This is a genomic window from Nonomuraea sp. NPDC048882 (assembly GCF_040649755.1).
Classification (GTDB): domain Bacteria; phylum Actinomycetota; class Actinomycetes; order Streptosporangiales; family Streptosporangiaceae; genus Nonomuraea; species Nonomuraea maheshkhaliensis.
The window spans coordinates 386,070-402,212 of sequence record NZ_JBEZGB010000009.1 but is presented as its reverse complement, the minus strand read 5'-3'; the positions used below and the strand labels follow the sequence as shown (position 1 = coordinate 402,212).

Here is a 16,143-nt window from a genome sequence, read left to right as displayed (position 1 = left end):
GAGGCCCCTACCCCTTCACCGAGCCGGCGAAGTTGAACGAACCGGCCAGATACTTGTTGACCACCACGTAGAGGATGACCGCCGGCGCCGTGTAGAGGATGGAGAAGGCGGCCAGCTGCCCGTAGGCCACCTGCCCGTACTGCGAGAAGAAGGTGTAGATCGTGACCGCGGCCGGCTGCTTCTCCGGCGTGTCGAGCAGCACGAACGGCGCGAAGAAGTTGCCCCACTGCCCGACGAACACGAAGATCGCCACCACCGCGATCCCGGGCGCCATCAGCGGCCCCACCACCGAGCGCAGCGACTGCACCCAACCGGCGCCGTCGACCCAGGCGGCCTCCTCCAGGCTGACCGGCACGCCGTCCATGAAGTTCTTCATCATCCAGATCGAGAACGGCAGCGAGCTGGCGGTCAGGAAGAGCACCATCGCCGGCACCGAGCCGTACAGGTTGAACCGGAAGAACATGGCATAGACCGGCACGAGGATCGCCGTCACCGGCAGGCCGGTGGTGAACAGCAGCGTCAGCATGAAGTGGCGGCGGTACTTCAGCTGGTAACGCGACAGCGGGTAGGCCGCCAGCCCCGCCACCAGCACGGTCAGGATCGCCGTGGAGCCGGAGATGATCACCGAGTTGATCATCGGCAGGATGATCGTCTCCCAGGTCAGCACCGCCGTGAAGTTGTCCAGCGAGAACGCGAGCGTCGGCGTGGCGGCCAGCGTCGCCTCCGGCTGCACCGAGGCGATCACCACCCACAGGAACGGCCCGACGAAGGCCAGGGCGATGACGAAGAGCGACAGTCCGGCCGCGCCCCTCGCGGCGAGTCTCGTCACGCGTCCTCCACTTTGATCAGGCGCAGGTAGACCAGCGAGAAGAGGGCGCCGATCACCAGCATCACCAGGGCGATGGCCGAGCCGTAGCCGATCTCGAAGTAGCGGAAGGCCTGCTCGTACATGTAGAGCGGGGTGGTCTGGCTGGCCGTGCCCGGCCCGCCGCCCGTCAGGGCGTAGATGAGGCCGAAGCTGGCCAGGGTCTGCAGGGTGATCAGCATCAGGTTCGCCATGATGGAGCGCCGGATGAGCGGCAGCGTGATGTGCAGCAGCCGGCGGGCCGGGCTCGCCCCGTCCACCGCGGCGGCCTCCACCAGGTCGGCGGGCACCTCGGAAAGGGCCGCCGAGTAGACCAGCATGGAGAACGCCGTCCCGCGCCAGACGTTGGCCAGGATGACCGCGAGCATGGGCGCCGTGTAGAGCCATTCCTGCGAGACGCCGAGCACGGTGTTGAGCGTGCCCTCCTCGGCGAGGAACGAGAACCAGCAGGCCGCCGCCACGACCTCGGGCATCACCCAGGCGGCGATGACGACGCCGTTGACGACGCTGCGGGTGACCCGGCCCCGCCCGCGCATGAGCAGCGCGATGATCAGGCCCAGGGTGTTCTGGCCGATGACCGCCGAGCCGATCACGAAGATGAACGTGAGCAGGAAGGAGTTGATGAAGTTCGGGTCGCCGAAGAGCTTGACGAAGTTGGCCACGCCGACGAACTGGGAGTTCACCGAGGCCGAACCGGTCAGGGTCTCGTTCGTGAAGGCGATGTAGACGCTCCACAGGATGGGACCCGCGAGGAAGATCGCCAGCAGGACCAGCGCCGGGCCCAGCGGGAGGAGCCAGCGCAGGACCCGCCGCCGCCGTGACGGGCCGCCGACCGGCGAGCCCGTCACGGACGGGGAGGGAGCGGTGGCGACCGTCATCGGGCGAGGACCTTGTCGGGCCCGCCGACGGCCGAGGGCAACGCCTTGGCGTAGGCCGCCGTGGCCTCCTCAGGCGTCTGGGCGCCGGTGGTGACCGCCTCCATGGCCTCCTGGACCTGCGCCGACACCTTCGGGTACTCCTCGAAGGCGGGCCGGTAGTGCGTCACCGACGCCAGGTCGGTCCAGAACTTCACGCTCGGGTTGTCGGCGTTGTACTTCGGATCGGCCGCGACGTCCTTGCGCGGGGCCAGGTCGCCCGAGCCCACCGAGTACGTCAGGGAGTTCTCCTTGTTGGTGGCGACCGAGATGAAGTCGAACGCCTCCTGCTTGAGCTTGGCGTACGAGCTCATCGCCATCACCCAGCCGCCGGACATGCTGACCGCGCCGGGCTCCTCGCCGTTCTGCGTCGGCATGGGCGTCCAGCCGAGCTTGTCCTTCCACTCGGGCCACGGCTTGGTGCTGGTCGGCTTCCAGGCGCCCGACGCCCAGGCGCCGTCCAGGGCGATGCCCAGCTTGCCCTTGGGGAACCACTCCCAGTTGATCTTGTCGGCGAGCTTGGCGTTGTGCGCGTCGGCCAGCTTGGGGCCGAGTTCCTCGCGGTAGATCGTGTTGACGAAGGTCAGGGCGTCGGTGAAGTTCTTGCCGCCGGCCACCCACTTCTTCTGGGCGTCGTCGTACAGGGTGCCGCCCGGGGTGCCGTACAGGAGCATCTCGAAGCCCTGCATGGTCGACGCCTCGCCGTGGATCTTCGTCGAGTACATCGTGAACGGGATCGCGTCCGGCACCTTCTGCTTGATCGCGCGGGCGGCGGTGAGGACATCGTTCCACGTCTTCGGCTCCCACGGGACCGGCAGGCCGGCCTTGGTGAGAACGTCCTTGTTGTACCAGAGGCCGCGGGTGTCCGTGCTGATGGGCACGCCGTAGATCTTGCCGTCGCCGCCCTTGGCGGCCTGCTTGACCGAGTCGGGGAACTGGGTGCTCCAGTCGGGCCACTTGGCCAGGTACTCGTCCAGCGGGGCCAGCTTGCCGGCCGCGACGTCCGCGTTGACCTGGAAGGTGTCGTGCAGGTAGACGTCGGGCGCCGAGTCGGGCGAGCGGTTGAGCAGGGCCAGCTTGGTGTAGTAGGCCTCGTTGTTGCCCTGCACCGAGGTCAGCTTGATGGTGACGCCGGGGTGGGCGGCTTCGTACTGCTTCTTGGCGTCGGTGAGCATCTTCTCCAGATGCGGCCACGTCGGCTCGACCTTGTAGAGGACTTCGAGTTCTTTGGCGGCGCCGGAGGAGCTCTCCGGGGTGCCGCCGCCTCCGCAACCGGCTGCTGTCAGCGCTGTCAATAGCAGGAGGGATCCGGCCAGCTTAGGTCTCATCAGGGCTCCCCTTTGTTTCCTTCGGGTTGCGGAGAAACGTAAGTCCATTTGATTTACTAAGTCAACACTCTGTGGTGATATGTCTCACATGCAGCAGGGGACAAACCTGCCGAAGGTGGGGAGCTACAACCGATCCGTCGTCCTGGAGACCATCCAGGCCTCGGACGGGATCAGTCGTGTCCGCATCGCCGCCGTGACCGGGCTGACCGCCCAGACGGTCTCCGTCATCGTGCGCAGACTGCTGGAGGAGGGCCTGGTCGTCGAGGACGGCTCCGCGCCGTCGAGGGGAGGCAAGCGGCCCACCATCCTGCGGGTCTCCGCCGAGGCCGGCTACGCCGTGGGCGTGCACTTCGATCCGAAGGCGCTGTCGTGCGTGCTGGCGGATCTGGCCGGCCGGCCGGTCGCCCGGCTGCACGTGCCGGTCCGTCCCGGGGCCAGGCCGGACGGCGTGATCAGGCAGATGGCCAGGGCGGCCCGCCGGATCCTGCGCGAGGCGGGCGTGCCGGACGGCAAGGTGCTCGGGGTGGGGCTGGCCTGCCCTGGCCCGCTGGACGAGGGCGGCGTGATGGTCTCGCCGCCCCGGCTGGCGCACTGGGACCGGGTGCCGATCAAGGCGCTGCTGTGCGAGTACACCGGCTTTCCGGTGACCGTCGACAACGACGCCACGGCGGCGGCGATCGGCGAGCGGTGGGCCGGCATCGCCCGCTCCACGCCCAGCTTCGCCTACCTCTACCTCGGCACCGGGATCGGCGGCGGGCTCTTCCTGGACAACCAGGTCTACCGGGGCAGGTCGCTGAACGCGGCCGAGATCGGGCACATGACGGTCGACCCGCAGGGCCCCGGCTGCTACTGCGGCAACCGGGGCTGCGTGGAGGCCGTGTGCTGCCCGAGCGCCATCGAGGCCGCCATGGGCGACCTGCGCGACCACGCCGCCATCTGCGCGGCGGCGGCGAGCGGCGAGCCGGCCGCCCTGCGGGTGATCGAACAGGTGGCGGAGCGGCTGGCCGACGCCGCCGTCAGCGTGGTCAACCTGCTGGACATCGACCTGCTCGTGCTGGGCGGGCCCGCGCTGAGGGAGGTCGGGGAGATCTACCGCGAGGTGATCGCGCGGGCGGTGTCGGGCCGGTCGCTGGCCCGGCGGCTGCATCCGGTCCGGGTGGAGACCTCGCCGATCGCGGCCGACGCCGCCGCGATCGGCGCCGCCTCGCTGGTCTTCCACGCCACGTACGCGCCCCGCCTGGGCACCCTGCTCAGCGGCTGAGGCCGGAGCCCGGCCTCGTCCCGGGTCCGGCGCGCCGGTTCTGGCGCGCCGGACGCACGGAGGCGGCGTGCGCGAGAGTCAGGCGCGCTTGATCCGCAGTGTGACCAGCTCGAACGGCCGCAGCGTCACGGGGATGGCGTCCCCGGGGCGCTGCGGCTCGCCGGTCGGCCGCTCCAGCAGGTCCGTGGTGACCACCTCCGCCACGGGGAAGCCGGCCCGCAGCGTGGTGGCGGCCCGGCCGCCCGTGGCCTCGTGGAAGCGGACGACCACGTCGCCGCTCCCGTCGTCGGCCAGCTTGACCGCGCTCACCACGACGGCGTCGTCGTCCACGCGGACCAGCGGCGCGACCTCGGCGCCGCCGAGCACCCTGCGCTCGGGCTGGTTGATGAACCAGCCCTCACGCACCGCGTCGCCGATCGTCGCGCCGGGGACGAGCGCGTGGCGGAAGCGGTGCACGCCCTGGTCGGTCTCCGGGTCGGGGAAGCGCGGGGCGCGCAGCAGTGAGGCGCGCAGCGTCGTCGTCGTGCCCGTCTCGTCCACGTCGCGGGTGACGTCGTGGCCGTAGGTGGAGTCGTTGACCAGGGCCACGCCCCAGCCGGGCTCCTCCAAGTGCACGAAGCGGTGGTTGCACGCCTCGAACTTGGCCGCCTCCCAGCTCGTGTTGGTGTGGGTGGCGCGGAAGACATGGCCGTACTGGCTCTCGGAGGCGTACCGGTCGGCGCGCACGTCCAGCGGGAAGGCCAGCTTGAGGAACTTCTCCCGCTCGTGCCAGTCGACCTCCGTCTCGATCTCCAGCCGCCCGGAGGTGAGCGTGAGCCGCTGGCTCACCGACGAGTCGCCGAACGAGCGCCTGACCACGACCGCGTCGCCGTTCAGGCTCACCTCGTCGGCGTCGGTGAGGTCGGCACCGGTGTTGCGGTAGAACTCGTCCACGTCCCAGGCGTCCCACTTGTTGGGGAAGTCGGGGTGGAGCTGCAGCAGGTTGGCCGGACGGCCCTGAGGGACCGCCTCCCTGCCGCTCCTCAGGTCCACGGCCGAGACGACCAGCCCGCGGCCGTCGATCTCCACCTGGAGCCGGTCGTCGGCCAGGACGTAGCCGCCGCCCTCGCGGGACTCCGCCCGCGTGCCCGCTCCGGTGGCCGCCGGCGCGGCGCCGCCCGCGGGCACGCCACCACGAGCGTGCGGGGCGCCGTTGAAGACCAGGGTGACGCCGGCCGAGTCGCCCGCCAGGGCCCGCTGGGCGCCGTCGATGATCGCGTTGAGCTCCTCCGCCACCAGCTCGTACGTCCTGCGCGCCTCCCGGTGCACCCACGCGATCGACGACCCCGGCAGGATGTCGTGGAACTGGTGCAGCAGCACCGTCTTCCAGAGCCGGTCCAGCGCCTGGTAGGGATACTCGGCCCCGGCGCGCACGGCCGCCGTGGCCGCCCACAGCTCGGCCTCGCGCAGCAGCGCCTCACTGCGCCGGTTGCCCTGCTTGGTCTTGGCCTGGCTGGTCAGCGTGGCCCGGTGCAGCTCCAGGTAGAGCTCGCCCACCCACACCGGCGGGTTCGGGTACTCGGCCTCGGCCGCGGCGAAGAAGTGATCGGGCGTGTTCCACTCGACCTGGGGCGAGCCCTCCAGGTCGCGGGCCCTGGCCGCCTTGGCCACCATCTCCCGCGTCGTACCGCCGCCGCCGTCGCCGTACCCGGTCGGGGCCAGGGAGTGACGCGCCACGCCCTTGTCCTTGAAGTTGCGCGCGGCGTGCGCGAGCTCGTGGCCGGTCATCGAGCAGTTGTAGGAGTCGACCGGCGGGAAGTGGGTGAAGACGCGGCTGCCGTCGATGCCCTCCCACAGGAACGTGTGGTGCGGGAACGTGTTCGTCTGGCTCCACGAGATCTTCTGCGTGAGCAGCCGCTTGGCCCCCGCGGCCCTGATGATCTGCGGCAGCCCGGCGGCGAACCCGAACGTGTCCGGCAGCCACACCTCCTCGTTGTCGACCCCGAACTCGTCGATGAAGAAGCGCTTGCCGTGCACGAACTGCCTGGCCATGGCCTCGGAGCCGGGCATGTTCGTGTCGGACTCCACCCACATGCCGCCCGTCGGGACGAACCGCCCGGCCGCCACGGCCTTGGTCACCTTCGCCCACACCTCGGGCCGGTGCTCCTTGATCCACGCCCACTGCTGCGCCTGCGACATGGCGAAGACGAAGTCCGGCTCGTCCTCCAGCAGCGCGGTCATGTTGGAGGCGGTGCGGGCCACCTTGCGCACGGTCTCGCGCAGCGGCCACAGCCAGGCCGAGTCGATGTGGGCGTGCCCGACGGCGGTGACCCGGTGCGCGGACGGCACGGCGGGCGACGACAGCACCCCGGTCAGCTCGGCCCTGGCGGCCGCCGCGCTGCCGCCCACGTCCTGGAGGTCGACCGCGTCCAGCGCCCGGTTGATCGCGCGCAGGATCTCGTGCCGCCTGCCGCTGTCGGCGGGCAGCTCCAGCATGAGCTCGCCGAGCACCTCCAGGTCCATGACCAGCTCCCACACCGTCTTGTCGAAGACGGCCAGCTCCATCCGGCCCAGCCGGTAGAGCGGGTCGGAGCCGGCCGTCTCCTTGTCGCCGAGCTGGGTCGGCAGGAAGGGGTGGTAGTCGAGGATGACCGGGTTGGAGGCGGCCTCGATGTGCAGGCGCACCTCCTCGCCGCCCCCGGCCGGGGAGCCGATCCGCACCCACGGCGTGCGCGGGTTGAGCGACTTCACCGGCGTGCCGTCGGGGCGGTAGACCAGGCCCTCACACTGGAAGCCGACCTTCCCCGGGTCGAAGCCCAGGTCGAGGATGGCCTCCACGATCTTCCCGCTCCACTCACGCGGCACGGTGCCGGTCACGGTGAACCAGCTCGTGCTCCACGGCGGGCCCCACGGGTCTCCGACCGCGATCGGGCCGGGCGTCGCGGCCAGGCCCTCCGCCACCGGTACGGGCTCGCCGGGCGCGTGCCACACGGAGATCTCCAGCGGTACGGACTCGGGGTAGATCGCCGGGCGGATCCGCTCGTCAAGGACACGCTTCAGACGGGCTTCGACCAGGTCACGGTCGTCATGCATCAGGAAAAACCTCTCCGCAGATGGTGATTTATCAGCCTTTGATGGCGCCTTCCTCCACGCCCTTGAAGAAGAAGCGCTGGAGGACGGCGAACACGATCACGATCGGCAGGAACGAGATCATCGTCCCCGCGGCGATCAGGCGCGGGTTGGCGCTGAACGTGCCGTTCAAATACTGCAGGCCGACGGTGAGTGTGTAGTTATCGGGGTCGGTCAGGACGATCAGCGGCCACAGGAAGTCGTCCCATGCGCCGATGAACGCGAAGATCGTGACCACGCTGAGCATGCCACGCACGTTCGGCAGGCCGACGTGGCGCAGCCGCTGCCACGCCGTCGCCCCGTCGATGATCGCGGCTTCGTCCATTTCGGGAGGAATCGCCTGAAACGCGGTACGCATCAACAGCACGTTAAGCATCCCGATCGCGCCGGGCAACGCCACCCCCAGGAGGGTGTCGGCCAGACCGAGGGAGCGGACGGTCACGTACTGGGAGATGATCGTCACCTCGGCGGGCAGCACGAGCGTCGCCAGGAACAGCCCGAGCAGCAGCTTCACGCCCCTGAAGCGGAGCTTGGCCAGGGCGAACCCGGCGAGCGTGGCACCCACGGCGTTGCCCGTCACCACGATGGCGGCCACGATCAGCGAGTTGACCGCGTAGGTCCAGACCGGGATCGTCTCGGCGACCTCGGCGTAGTTGGACAGCGTCGGCTGCTCCGGCCAGAAGCTGGGCGTGCCGGTGTAGATGTCCTCCTGGAGGCTCTTCAGCGAGGTGGACAGCTGCCACAGGAACGGGGAGACGGTGATGACCAGCACGAGCAGGAGCAGGACATAGCGGAGCGCCTTCTCACGGGCGGTGACTCTGGTGATGTCAGGCCGCCTTCCTGTTGAGCCGCAGCAGCGCCAGCATCGGCCCGATCGTGACGACGAGCAGCAGCAGGCTGAGCGCCGAGGCGTAACCGAGGTGGCCGGTGAAGCCACGGCCGTAGAGCTGGATGAGCATCACCAGCGACATGTCCCGGCCGCCAGGGCCGCCGGTGCCGTTCGAGAGCACGTACAGCTCGGAGAACACGCGCAGCGCCGAGACCGACACCAGCACCGAGACCAGCAGCATCGTGTTGCGCACGCCGGGCACGGTGACGCTCCAGAAGCGGCGCACCGGGCCCGCGCCGTCCACGGCGGCGGCCTCGTGCAGCTCGCGGCGGACGTTCCCGAGCGCCGACAGGTAGATGATCATGTAGTAGCCGAGGCCCTTCCAGACGGTCAGGCTGATCGCGCTGAACAGCAGCAGCCACCGCTCGGTCAGGAACGGCACCGGCGCCGCCACCACCCCCAGCCACTGCGCCAGGCCGTTCACCAGACCCCGATCGTCCAGCAGCCAGCCCCAGATCAGCGCCACCACCACCGCCGAGGCCACCACGGGGGTGTAGAAGGCCGTGCGGAAGAACGTGATGCCGGGCAGCTTCTTCTCCACCAGGATCGCGATCAGCAGCGGCAGCATGGTCAGCAGCGGCAGGCAGACCAGCATGAACACGATGCTGTTGACCAGCGCGTCCACGAGCTGGGCGTCACTCAGCGCACGCTCGAAGTTGGCCAGGCCGGTGAAGTGGCCGCCGCCCAGCGGCTTGGCGTTGGTGAACGCCAGTACCACCGTGTTGATCGCCGGCCACACCGAGAACACGAACAACCAGACCGCCGCGGGCGCCACCAGCACCCACGGCGTGAACCAGCGGTGATGGGTCATCAGCTCTTGAGCAGCTCGTCGCACTTGGCCACGGCGGCGTCCAGCGCCTCCCGCGACGTGGCCTCGCCGCTGATCGCCAGCGAGAACTGCTGCCTGACCAGTTTCTTCATCGCCTCGGTGACCTGGACGGGCTCCAGCACCTTCGCCTGCGCCAGCGACTCGAACGCGATCACCTTGGCGTCGCCGGAGTTGCTGCCGTCGCTCTTGCTGAAGAACGGGTCGTTCGCCGAGGCCGTGGTGCTGGGGAAGATGTTCACCAGATGGGCGAACGCGGCCTGGTTCTCGGCGCTGGTCACCCAGCGGGCCAGGGCGAGCGCGGCGGGCGCGTTCTTCGTCGCCTTGGAGATCGACAGGCCCTGCACGTAAAGGGGCGGCGTGCCCATCGCCTTCGACGGCACGACCTTGGGCGCCAGGCTCGGGTTGTCGGTGGCCAGGCTCGTGATGTAGTTGCCGCCGCCGGTCGTCCAGGCGACCGTGCCCTCGTTGAAGAGCTTGGCGTTGCCCGCGTAGGTGTCGGTGAGCACGTCGCGGGGCAGCAGCCCCTCCTTGAACGCGTCGCGGTACTTGTCGAGCAGCGCCACCGCCTCGGGGGTGTTGAAGGTGAAGCGGGTGCCGTCGGGCGACATGATGGGCACGCCCGCGTTCGTCAGGTCGCCCAGCTCGGGGCGGCGGCTCATCAGATAGACCTTGCCGCCCGACTTCTCCTTGAGCGTCCTGGCCTGGGCGATGAGCTCGTCCAGGTTCGCCGGGAGTTTCTCCGGGTCGAGCCCGTTCTTGGTGAGCAGCTCGGTGTTCCAGTAGTTGACGTCGGTGTTGAGGTACCAGGGGTAGCCGTAGGCGCCCTGGACGCCCGGGTAGCGGTAGGCGTCGAGGGCGCCGGGAACGTACTCGGCGGCCAGCTTCTGGTCGGCCTGGGCGACGTCGAGCAGGATGCCCTGCCGGATGAGCGGGACGGCGAAGTCGGGCGGCAGGTTGACGACGTCGGGCAGGGTGCCGCCGGCCGCCTGGGTGAGGACCTTGTCGGAGTAGCCCTCTGCCGGCTGGTCGAGCCACTCGACCTCGGTGCCCGGATACTGCTTCTCGAAGCCGTCGATGACGCCCTGGACGTAGTCGGTGAACTTCGGCTTCAGCGCCCACGTCTGCAGGCTCACCTTGCCCTTCACCTCGCCGCCCGCGCTCGGGGCCGGCGCCGCCTCCTCCGCGGTCCCGCCGAGCCCGCAGCCCGCGATCGTGACGACCAGTAAGGCCAGTCCTGCCCAGTACCTTCGCATCGCGCTCTCCTTAGGGCACTAAACCGCTCTAGTTGCCGGACTATTACCGGGCTAGACTCCGCTGTCAATAGGTGCCAGGAGACCGAGGGAGCGCGCGTTGGCCCGACCGACGATCGCCGACATCGCCCAGCGGGTGGGGGTGTCCAAGGGCGCGGTGTCGTTCGCGCTGAACGGCCGTCCCGGCGTCAGCGAGGCGACCAGGGCGCGCATCCTGGAGGCGGCCAGGGAGATGAACTGGCGCCCTCACAGCGCCGCCAGGGCGCTCGGCGGGGCCAGGGCGGAGGCCGTCGGGCTGGTGATCGCCCGGCCGGCCAGCACACTGGGCGTGGAGCCGTTCTTCGCCCAGCTCCTGTCGGGGCTGCAGGCCCGGCTGTCGCGCCAGCAGGTGGCCATGCACCTGCTCGTCGTCGAGGACTCCGCGGCCGAGATCGAGGTCTACCGCGAGTGGACGTCGGCGCACCGGGTGGACGGGTTCATCCTGGTCGACCCGCAGGTCCGCGATCCGCGCCCGGCGGCGCTCGAGGAGCTGGGGGCGCCGGCCGTGGTGCTCGGCGGGTCGGGCGGGCCAGGGCCGCTGTCCAGCGTGTGGGCCGACGACAGGGAGGCGATGCTGTCGGTCGTCGACTACCTGGCGGCGCTCGGGCACCGGCGGATCGCGCACGTCGCGGGCCTGCCCGGGTTCCGGCACACCCAGCGGCGCATCCGCGCGCTGCGCGACTCGGCCAGGCGGCTCGGCCTGACCGGCGCGGTGTCGCTGCCCACCGACTTCAGCGACGCCGAGGGCGCGGCGGCGACGCGGACGCTGCTCTCACGCGGCCGGGCCGGGGCCGGTCCGATTGAGGCCGCCCGTCCGACCGCGATCGTGTACGACAGCGACGTGATGGCCCTGGCCGGGCTGGGGGTGGCGATGGAGATGGGCGTGCGCGTGCCGGACGAGCTGTCCATCGTGGCCTTCGACGACTCCGTGCTGACCCGGGTGACCCACCCGGCCATCACCGCGCTGTCGCGCGACACGTTCGCGCTCGGCGGGCAGGTTGCCGAGGTCGTGCTGGAGGTGATCGCCGACCCCGGCACCCGGCGGAACGTCAAGACCGCCACGCCCCGCCTCGTCATCAGGGGGAGCACGGCCGCGCCAACTAAAACGGTTTAGATGCTCGGAGCCGGGCCTTACCGGGAGTAGTTGAAAGGCGTACGTTTGAGGCATGGCTGCGACCCCGGAAACGGTGCACTGGCGCGGTGTGCACCATCTCGCCCTCGTGACCTCGGACATGGACGCCACCGTGCGCTTCTGGCACGGCGTGCTCGACGCCCGGCTCGTCACCACCCTCGCCGTCCCCGCGTTCAAGCACTACTTCTTCGAGGTCGGCACGGGCAACACCGTCGCCTTCTTCGAGTACACCGGCCAGGACCTCGACAGCTTCGCCAAGCCGGCCGGCGTCCCGTACGCGAAGGCGGCCCAGTTCGACCACCTCTCGCTGCACCTGCCGGACGAGGACGCGCTCAACCGGCTGCGCGACCGGCTCAAGGAGCACGGCTGCGAGGTCACCGACGTCATCGACCACGGCTTCCTGCGCTCGATCTACTTCAGCGACCCCAACGGCATCGCGATGGAGGCGTCCTGGTGGACCGTCGACCCGACGGGGCGGCCGGTGGACTACGCGGACGAGCGGCTCTTCGCCGACCCCGATCCCGTGCCGGCCGTACGTGAGCTGCGCGAGGAGGGACGCCTGCGCCACACGGTCGCCACCCGCCTGGTGGACGGCATCGTGGAGGACCTCCGCCGCGAGGGGATCACCCTGGAGCGGTGACTCCGGTCGGCATGTCCGGACACTGAGAAGATCGACACCGAGAGGATCCCCCGGGGTGGTCACCACATGCCGGGCGGGCAGGCGGGCAGGTCCACCCCGAGGGATCCCCGCTCATGCGCAGGTGTAGCCGGAGGGCGTCTGCGTGTCGCCGTTCGGCCGGCTGACCTGGAAGCCGAAGCTGGTGCTCGCCCCCGCGCCCAGGTTGCCGTTGTAGTTCGCGTTCCTGGCCGTGACGTTCTGGCCGCTGACGGTCACGGCGGCGTTCCACGAGCCGGTCAGGGTGTGGCCGGCGGGCAGGGTGAAGGTGACGGTCCAGCCGGTGATCGCGGACGAGCCGCTGTTGGTGACGGTCACGGGCTGCACGACGTAGCCGGTGCTCCACTGGGTCTGCACGGTCGCCGCGGCCGTGCAGCCGCCGCCGACGGGCCCGGACGTGGTGGTGAACGTGGCCGCCGCCGAGTTGCCGGAGAGGTTCCCGGCCCCGTCCCGCGCCCGTACGTAGACCTGGTACTGCGTGCTCGGGGTCAGCCCGGTCAGGTTGATCGATGCGGTGGTGCTGCGCCCGAGCAGCGTGTCCGTCGCCCCCTGCTCGCGGTAGACGTCGTACCCGGCCAGCCCGCTGCCGCCGCTGTCGGTCGAGGCGGCCCAGGTCAGGGTGGCGGAGTTGGAGGTGACGTTGCTCGACGCGGGCGTGCCCGGCGTGGTCGGCGGCGTGGTGTCGGTGGAGGTGCCTCCGGAGAGCGCGTCGTGCACGGCGGCGTACGAGGGCTTCTGCTGGTAGCTCTCGTCGTAGATCAGCGCGGCGCCCTCACCGGAGAACGTGTCCGGCACCCACGAGTACTTGTCGGTGAAGCCCCAGATCGTCACCCCGGCGCAGGCGGTGACCGCGTTGCAGGCGTTGACGACGTTGCGGTAGTAGGTGGCCTGCGTGGTGTCCTTGCTGCTGTTCCTGGGCATCTGCATACGGATGTCCAGTTCGGTGATCCGCACCTGCACGCCGAGGTCGGCGAAGCGCTGCAGGTTCTGCTGCAGGTCGTTCGGGAAGCCGTACTGGATCGCGAGGTGCCCCTGGAAGCCCACGCAGTCGACCGGGACGCCCTGCTGGCGCAGCGACGAGACCAGGTTGTACATCGCGGTGCTCTTGGCGTTGATGCCCTCGACGTTGTAGTCGTTGATGCACAGCCGCGCGTTGGAGTCGGCGGCGCGGGCGGCGCGGAAGGCGTCGGCGATGTAGCTCTGGCCCAGCGTGTTGTACCAGAACGAGGTGCGCATGTTGCCGTTGTCGTCGAAGACCTCGTTCACCACGTCCCAGGACACCACGGCCGGGTTGTCGGCGTAGCGGCCGACGACCTGGCTGATGTGGTTCTGGATCGCCGTGCGCATGGCGCTGGCGCCGAGGCCCTGCACCCAGCCGGGCGTCTGCTGGTGCCAGATCAGCGTGTGGCCGTGGACCTGCTGGTTGTTCTGCGTGGCGAAGTTGACGATGGCGTCGGCGCCGGAGAAGTTGAACTGGCCCTGGCTGGGCTCGGTGGAGTCCCACTTCATCGCGTTCTCGGCGGTCACCTGGCTGAACTCGGTGGCCGCGATGTTGCGGTAGGAGGTCTCGCCGGACAGCGGGCTGGTGGCGAGCGCCGCGCCGATGAACTTGCCGCGCGCGGCGGCATGCGTGCGCAGGGGACCTGACGCTTCAGCCGCGGTAGCGGGCAGGAGGAAGGCTACGAGCATCCCCACCAACGTGAGGACTCTGAGGAGCGAGGACGAATGCACGGGCATCTACCTCCGGAGGCAGGCACTCGATTCCGAAAGTTTCGGCCTGAGTCAGACCGCATCGCCGACGGTATTGATCTGCCCATGGGCGGTCAACAGCGCGCTGACCACCACGCCAAAGCAGCAGATGACCGGCAGAAACTATCGGCCTGCTTATGAAACTTTCATGCTTGGTTGGGCGCGACACGTGCGTCTAGCGCCACGTACCTACCGGTCGGTACTGTGAATTTATCCGGAATTAACGTCCACTGCGGGAGTTCTGCGGTATGTCCCTTTCGCACGCCCAGGTCCAGGCTCAGCTCACCGGTCCCGGCCAGCTGTTCGAGATGCAGGAGATCGGCGACGCCGGCGTACGCACCTGGAAGCACGCGCCGACGCACTTCCGGGCGCTGCTGGAGATGAGCAGGTTCCACGGCGAGAAGGTCTTCCTCGTGTACGAGGACGAGCACATCACGTTCGAGGACCACTTCCGCCGCGCCGCCACCCTCGCCAACCGCCTGGTCGAGGAGTACGGCGTGGGAAAGGGCGACCGGGTGGCCGTGGCGATGCGCAACTATCCGGAGTGGGTGATCGCGTTCTCGGCCGTGCTGGCGGCGGGGGCGATCGCCGTACCGCTCAATGCCTGGTGGACGGAGGCCGAGCTGGCCTACGGCGTGAGCGACTCCGGCGCCAAGGTGCTGATCGCGGACGGTGAGCGCGCGCTCAGGCTGGCCTCGACGGGCGTGCCGCTGATCGTCACCCGCGGCGAGGCCCCAGCGGGGGCGCGCACGTTCGAGGACGTGCTCGGCGACGTCACCGCCGACGTGAAGCTCCCCGACGTCGAACTCCTCCCCGACGACCCGGCCACGATCTTCTACACCTCGGGCACGACCGGCCACCCCAAGGGCGCCCTGGGCAGCCACCGCAACCTCGGCCAGTCGCCGATGACGGTCGCGTACGGGCTGATGCGCGCGGTCGCCCTGGCCGGCAAGGACGTCGCGGCGGCGGCCGGCAGCCGCAGGATCACCCTGCTGACCGTCCCGCTCTTCCACGTCACCGGCTGCTTCTCCGCCATGACCACCACCATGTTCAGCGGCGGCGGCCTGGTGCTGATGTACAAGTGGGACCCCGAGCAGGCGCTGCGCCTCATCGAGCGCGAGCGGGTCTCCGCGATGATCGGCGTGCCCACCAACGCCTGGCAGCTCATGTCCCACCCCGACTTCGGCAAGTACGACCTGTCGTCCCTGACCACCCTCGGCTACGGCGGCGCGCCCGCCCCGCCCAAGCTCCTGGAACGCATCACCACGAACCTCCCCGACCGCGCCCCCTCCAACGGCTACGGCATGACCGAGACCACCGCCCTGGCCGTCGGGAACGGCGGCGCCGACTACCAGGCCAGACCCGACAGCATCGGCCGGCCCTCGCCCGTCGTGGACGTGCGCGTCGTCGACCCGCTGGGCGCCGAACTCCCGCCCGGCGAGGTCGGCGAACTGTGCGTCCGCGGCCCGAACGTCATCCTCGGCTACTGGAACAAGCCGGAGGCGACCGCGCAGACGTTCGTCGACGGCTGGCTGCACACCGGCGACCTGGCCAAGATCGACGAAGAGGGCTTCGTCTACATCGTGGACCGGGCCAAGGACATGGTGATCAGGGGCGGCGAGAACGTCTACTGCGCGGAGGTGGAGGCCGCCCTGTTCGAACACCCTGCGGTGGACGACGCCGCCGTGATCGGCGTACCGCATGACGAGCTGGGCGAGGAGGTCGGGGCGGTCATCCGCACGGCTCCCGGGGCGTCGGTCACGGGGGACGAACTGCGCACGTTCCTGACGGACCGGATCGCCAAGTTCAAGATCCCCGCGCACTTCTGGTTCCGGGACGGCGAACTCCCCCGCAACCCCGGCGGCAAAATCCTCAAAACCCACCTCCGCCGCGAAGTCCTCGGCCTCTGACCCACCCCGCACGACCCCGACCCCGCCACCCCCGGCGCGCCACGGCCACCCCGCTGTGGCGCGCCGGCCACGCACCCCACCCCGACACCACCGCAGCCATCACCGGTGGCGCTGAGCTCCAGCCGACAGCACTGAGCCCGATACCGAGCCCTTAGCCGGCACCGCCGCTCTCAACACCAGACGCACGCACCCC

12 protein-coding genes are annotated in these 16,143 nt (G+C 69.9%); 4 read left to right on the top strand and 8 right to left on the bottom strand.

The features are described from left to right. Positions 1-7: 7 nt before the first annotated feature. Genes AB0C27_RS31755 through AB0C27_RS31745 form a run of 3 tightly spaced genes read right to left on the bottom strand, consistent with a single transcriptional unit; the run spans position 8 to position 3,107 of the window. A complete protein-coding gene (locus AB0C27_RS31755; protein WP_346112923.1) occupies positions 8-829 on the bottom strand; it encodes a carbohydrate ABC transporter permease in 822 nt (273 codons plus the stop codon). After that, positions 826-1,743 (bottom strand): sugar ABC transporter permease, encoded by a 918-nt coding sequence (locus tag AB0C27_RS31750; RefSeq protein ID WP_357851267.1) that lies wholly within the window; start codon positions 1,741-1,743, stop codon positions 826-828. Before AB0C27_RS31750 ends, AB0C27_RS31755 begins: the two co-directional genes overlap by 4 nt. Continuing rightward, the gene (locus AB0C27_RS31745; RefSeq protein WP_357851264.1) at positions 1,740-3,107 is read right to left on the bottom strand and encodes an extracellular solute-binding protein; all 1,368 of its coding nucleotides are present in this window, start codon (positions 3,105-3,107) and stop codon (positions 1,740-1,742) included. Before AB0C27_RS31745 ends, AB0C27_RS31750 begins: the two co-directional genes overlap by 4 nt. A gap of 88 nt (positions 3,108-3,195) precedes the next feature. On the opposite strand from AB0C27_RS31745, the gene AB0C27_RS31740 reads away from it, so the two are divergent. Then, on the top strand, positions 3,196-4,368 hold the full coding sequence (locus tag AB0C27_RS31740; protein ID WP_357851261.1) for an ROK family transcriptional regulator: 1,173 nt from the start codon (positions 3,196-3,198) through the stop codon (positions 4,366-4,368). 78 nt (positions 4,369-4,446) lie between these two features. On the opposite strand, the gene AB0C27_RS31735 is transcribed toward AB0C27_RS31740, so the two are convergent. Genes AB0C27_RS31735 through AB0C27_RS31720 form a run of 4 tightly spaced genes read right to left on the bottom strand, consistent with a single transcriptional unit; the run spans position 4,447 to position 10,447 of the window. Then, positions 4,447-7,440 (bottom strand): glycoside hydrolase family 38 C-terminal domain-containing protein, encoded by a 2,994-nt coding sequence (locus AB0C27_RS31735; protein ID WP_357851258.1) that lies wholly within the window; start codon positions 7,438-7,440, stop codon positions 4,447-4,449. 31 nt (positions 7,441-7,471) lie between these two features. Then, positions 7,472-8,248 carry a carbohydrate ABC transporter permease gene (locus AB0C27_RS31730; RefSeq protein ID WP_357851254.1) on the bottom strand — a complete coding sequence of 259 codons (777 nt, stop codon included), beginning with the start codon at positions 8,246-8,248 and terminating at the stop codon, positions 7,472-7,474. A 55-nt stretch (positions 8,249-8,303) separates the two neighbouring features. Further along, entirely contained in the window at positions 8,304-9,176 is an 873-nt protein-coding gene (locus tag AB0C27_RS31725; protein ID WP_357851251.1) for a sugar ABC transporter permease, read from the bottom strand. Beyond that, complete coding sequence (locus AB0C27_RS31720; protein ID WP_357851248.1) at positions 9,176-10,447, bottom strand: sugar ABC transporter substrate-binding protein; 1,272 nt, start codon at positions 10,445-10,447, stop codon at positions 9,176-9,178. Before AB0C27_RS31720 ends, AB0C27_RS31725 begins: the two co-directional genes overlap by 1 nt. A 97-nt stretch (positions 10,448-10,544) precedes the next feature. Between AB0C27_RS31720 and AB0C27_RS31715 the strand changes: the two genes are divergently transcribed. Together AB0C27_RS31715 and AB0C27_RS31710 are read left to right on the top strand one after the other, a co-directional pair. Next, positions 10,545-11,597: a LacI family DNA-binding transcriptional regulator gene (locus AB0C27_RS31715; protein ID WP_357851245.1), complete on the top strand. Its 1,053-nt coding sequence runs from the start codon at positions 10,545-10,547 to the stop codon at positions 11,595-11,597. 52 nt (positions 11,598-11,649) lie between these two features. Further along, a complete protein-coding gene (locus AB0C27_RS31710; protein WP_346108079.1) occupies positions 11,650-12,255 on the top strand; it encodes a VOC family protein in 606 nt (201 codons plus the stop codon). 111 nt (positions 12,256-12,366) lie between these two features. On the opposite strand, the gene AB0C27_RS31705 is transcribed toward AB0C27_RS31710, so the two are convergent. Further along, complete coding sequence (locus AB0C27_RS31705; protein ID WP_357851241.1) at positions 12,367-13,980, bottom strand: endo-1,4-beta-xylanase; 1,614 nt, start codon at positions 13,978-13,980, stop codon at positions 12,367-12,369. A gap of 308 nt (positions 13,981-14,288) precedes the next feature. Between AB0C27_RS31705 and AB0C27_RS31700 the strand changes: the two genes are divergently transcribed. Continuing rightward, the gene (locus tag AB0C27_RS31700) at positions 14,289-15,950 is read left to right on the top strand and encodes a class I adenylate-forming enzyme family protein (protein ID WP_357851238.1); all 1,662 of its coding nucleotides are present in this window, start codon (positions 14,289-14,291) and stop codon (positions 15,948-15,950) included. Positions 15,951-16,143: the final 193 nt, after the last annotated feature.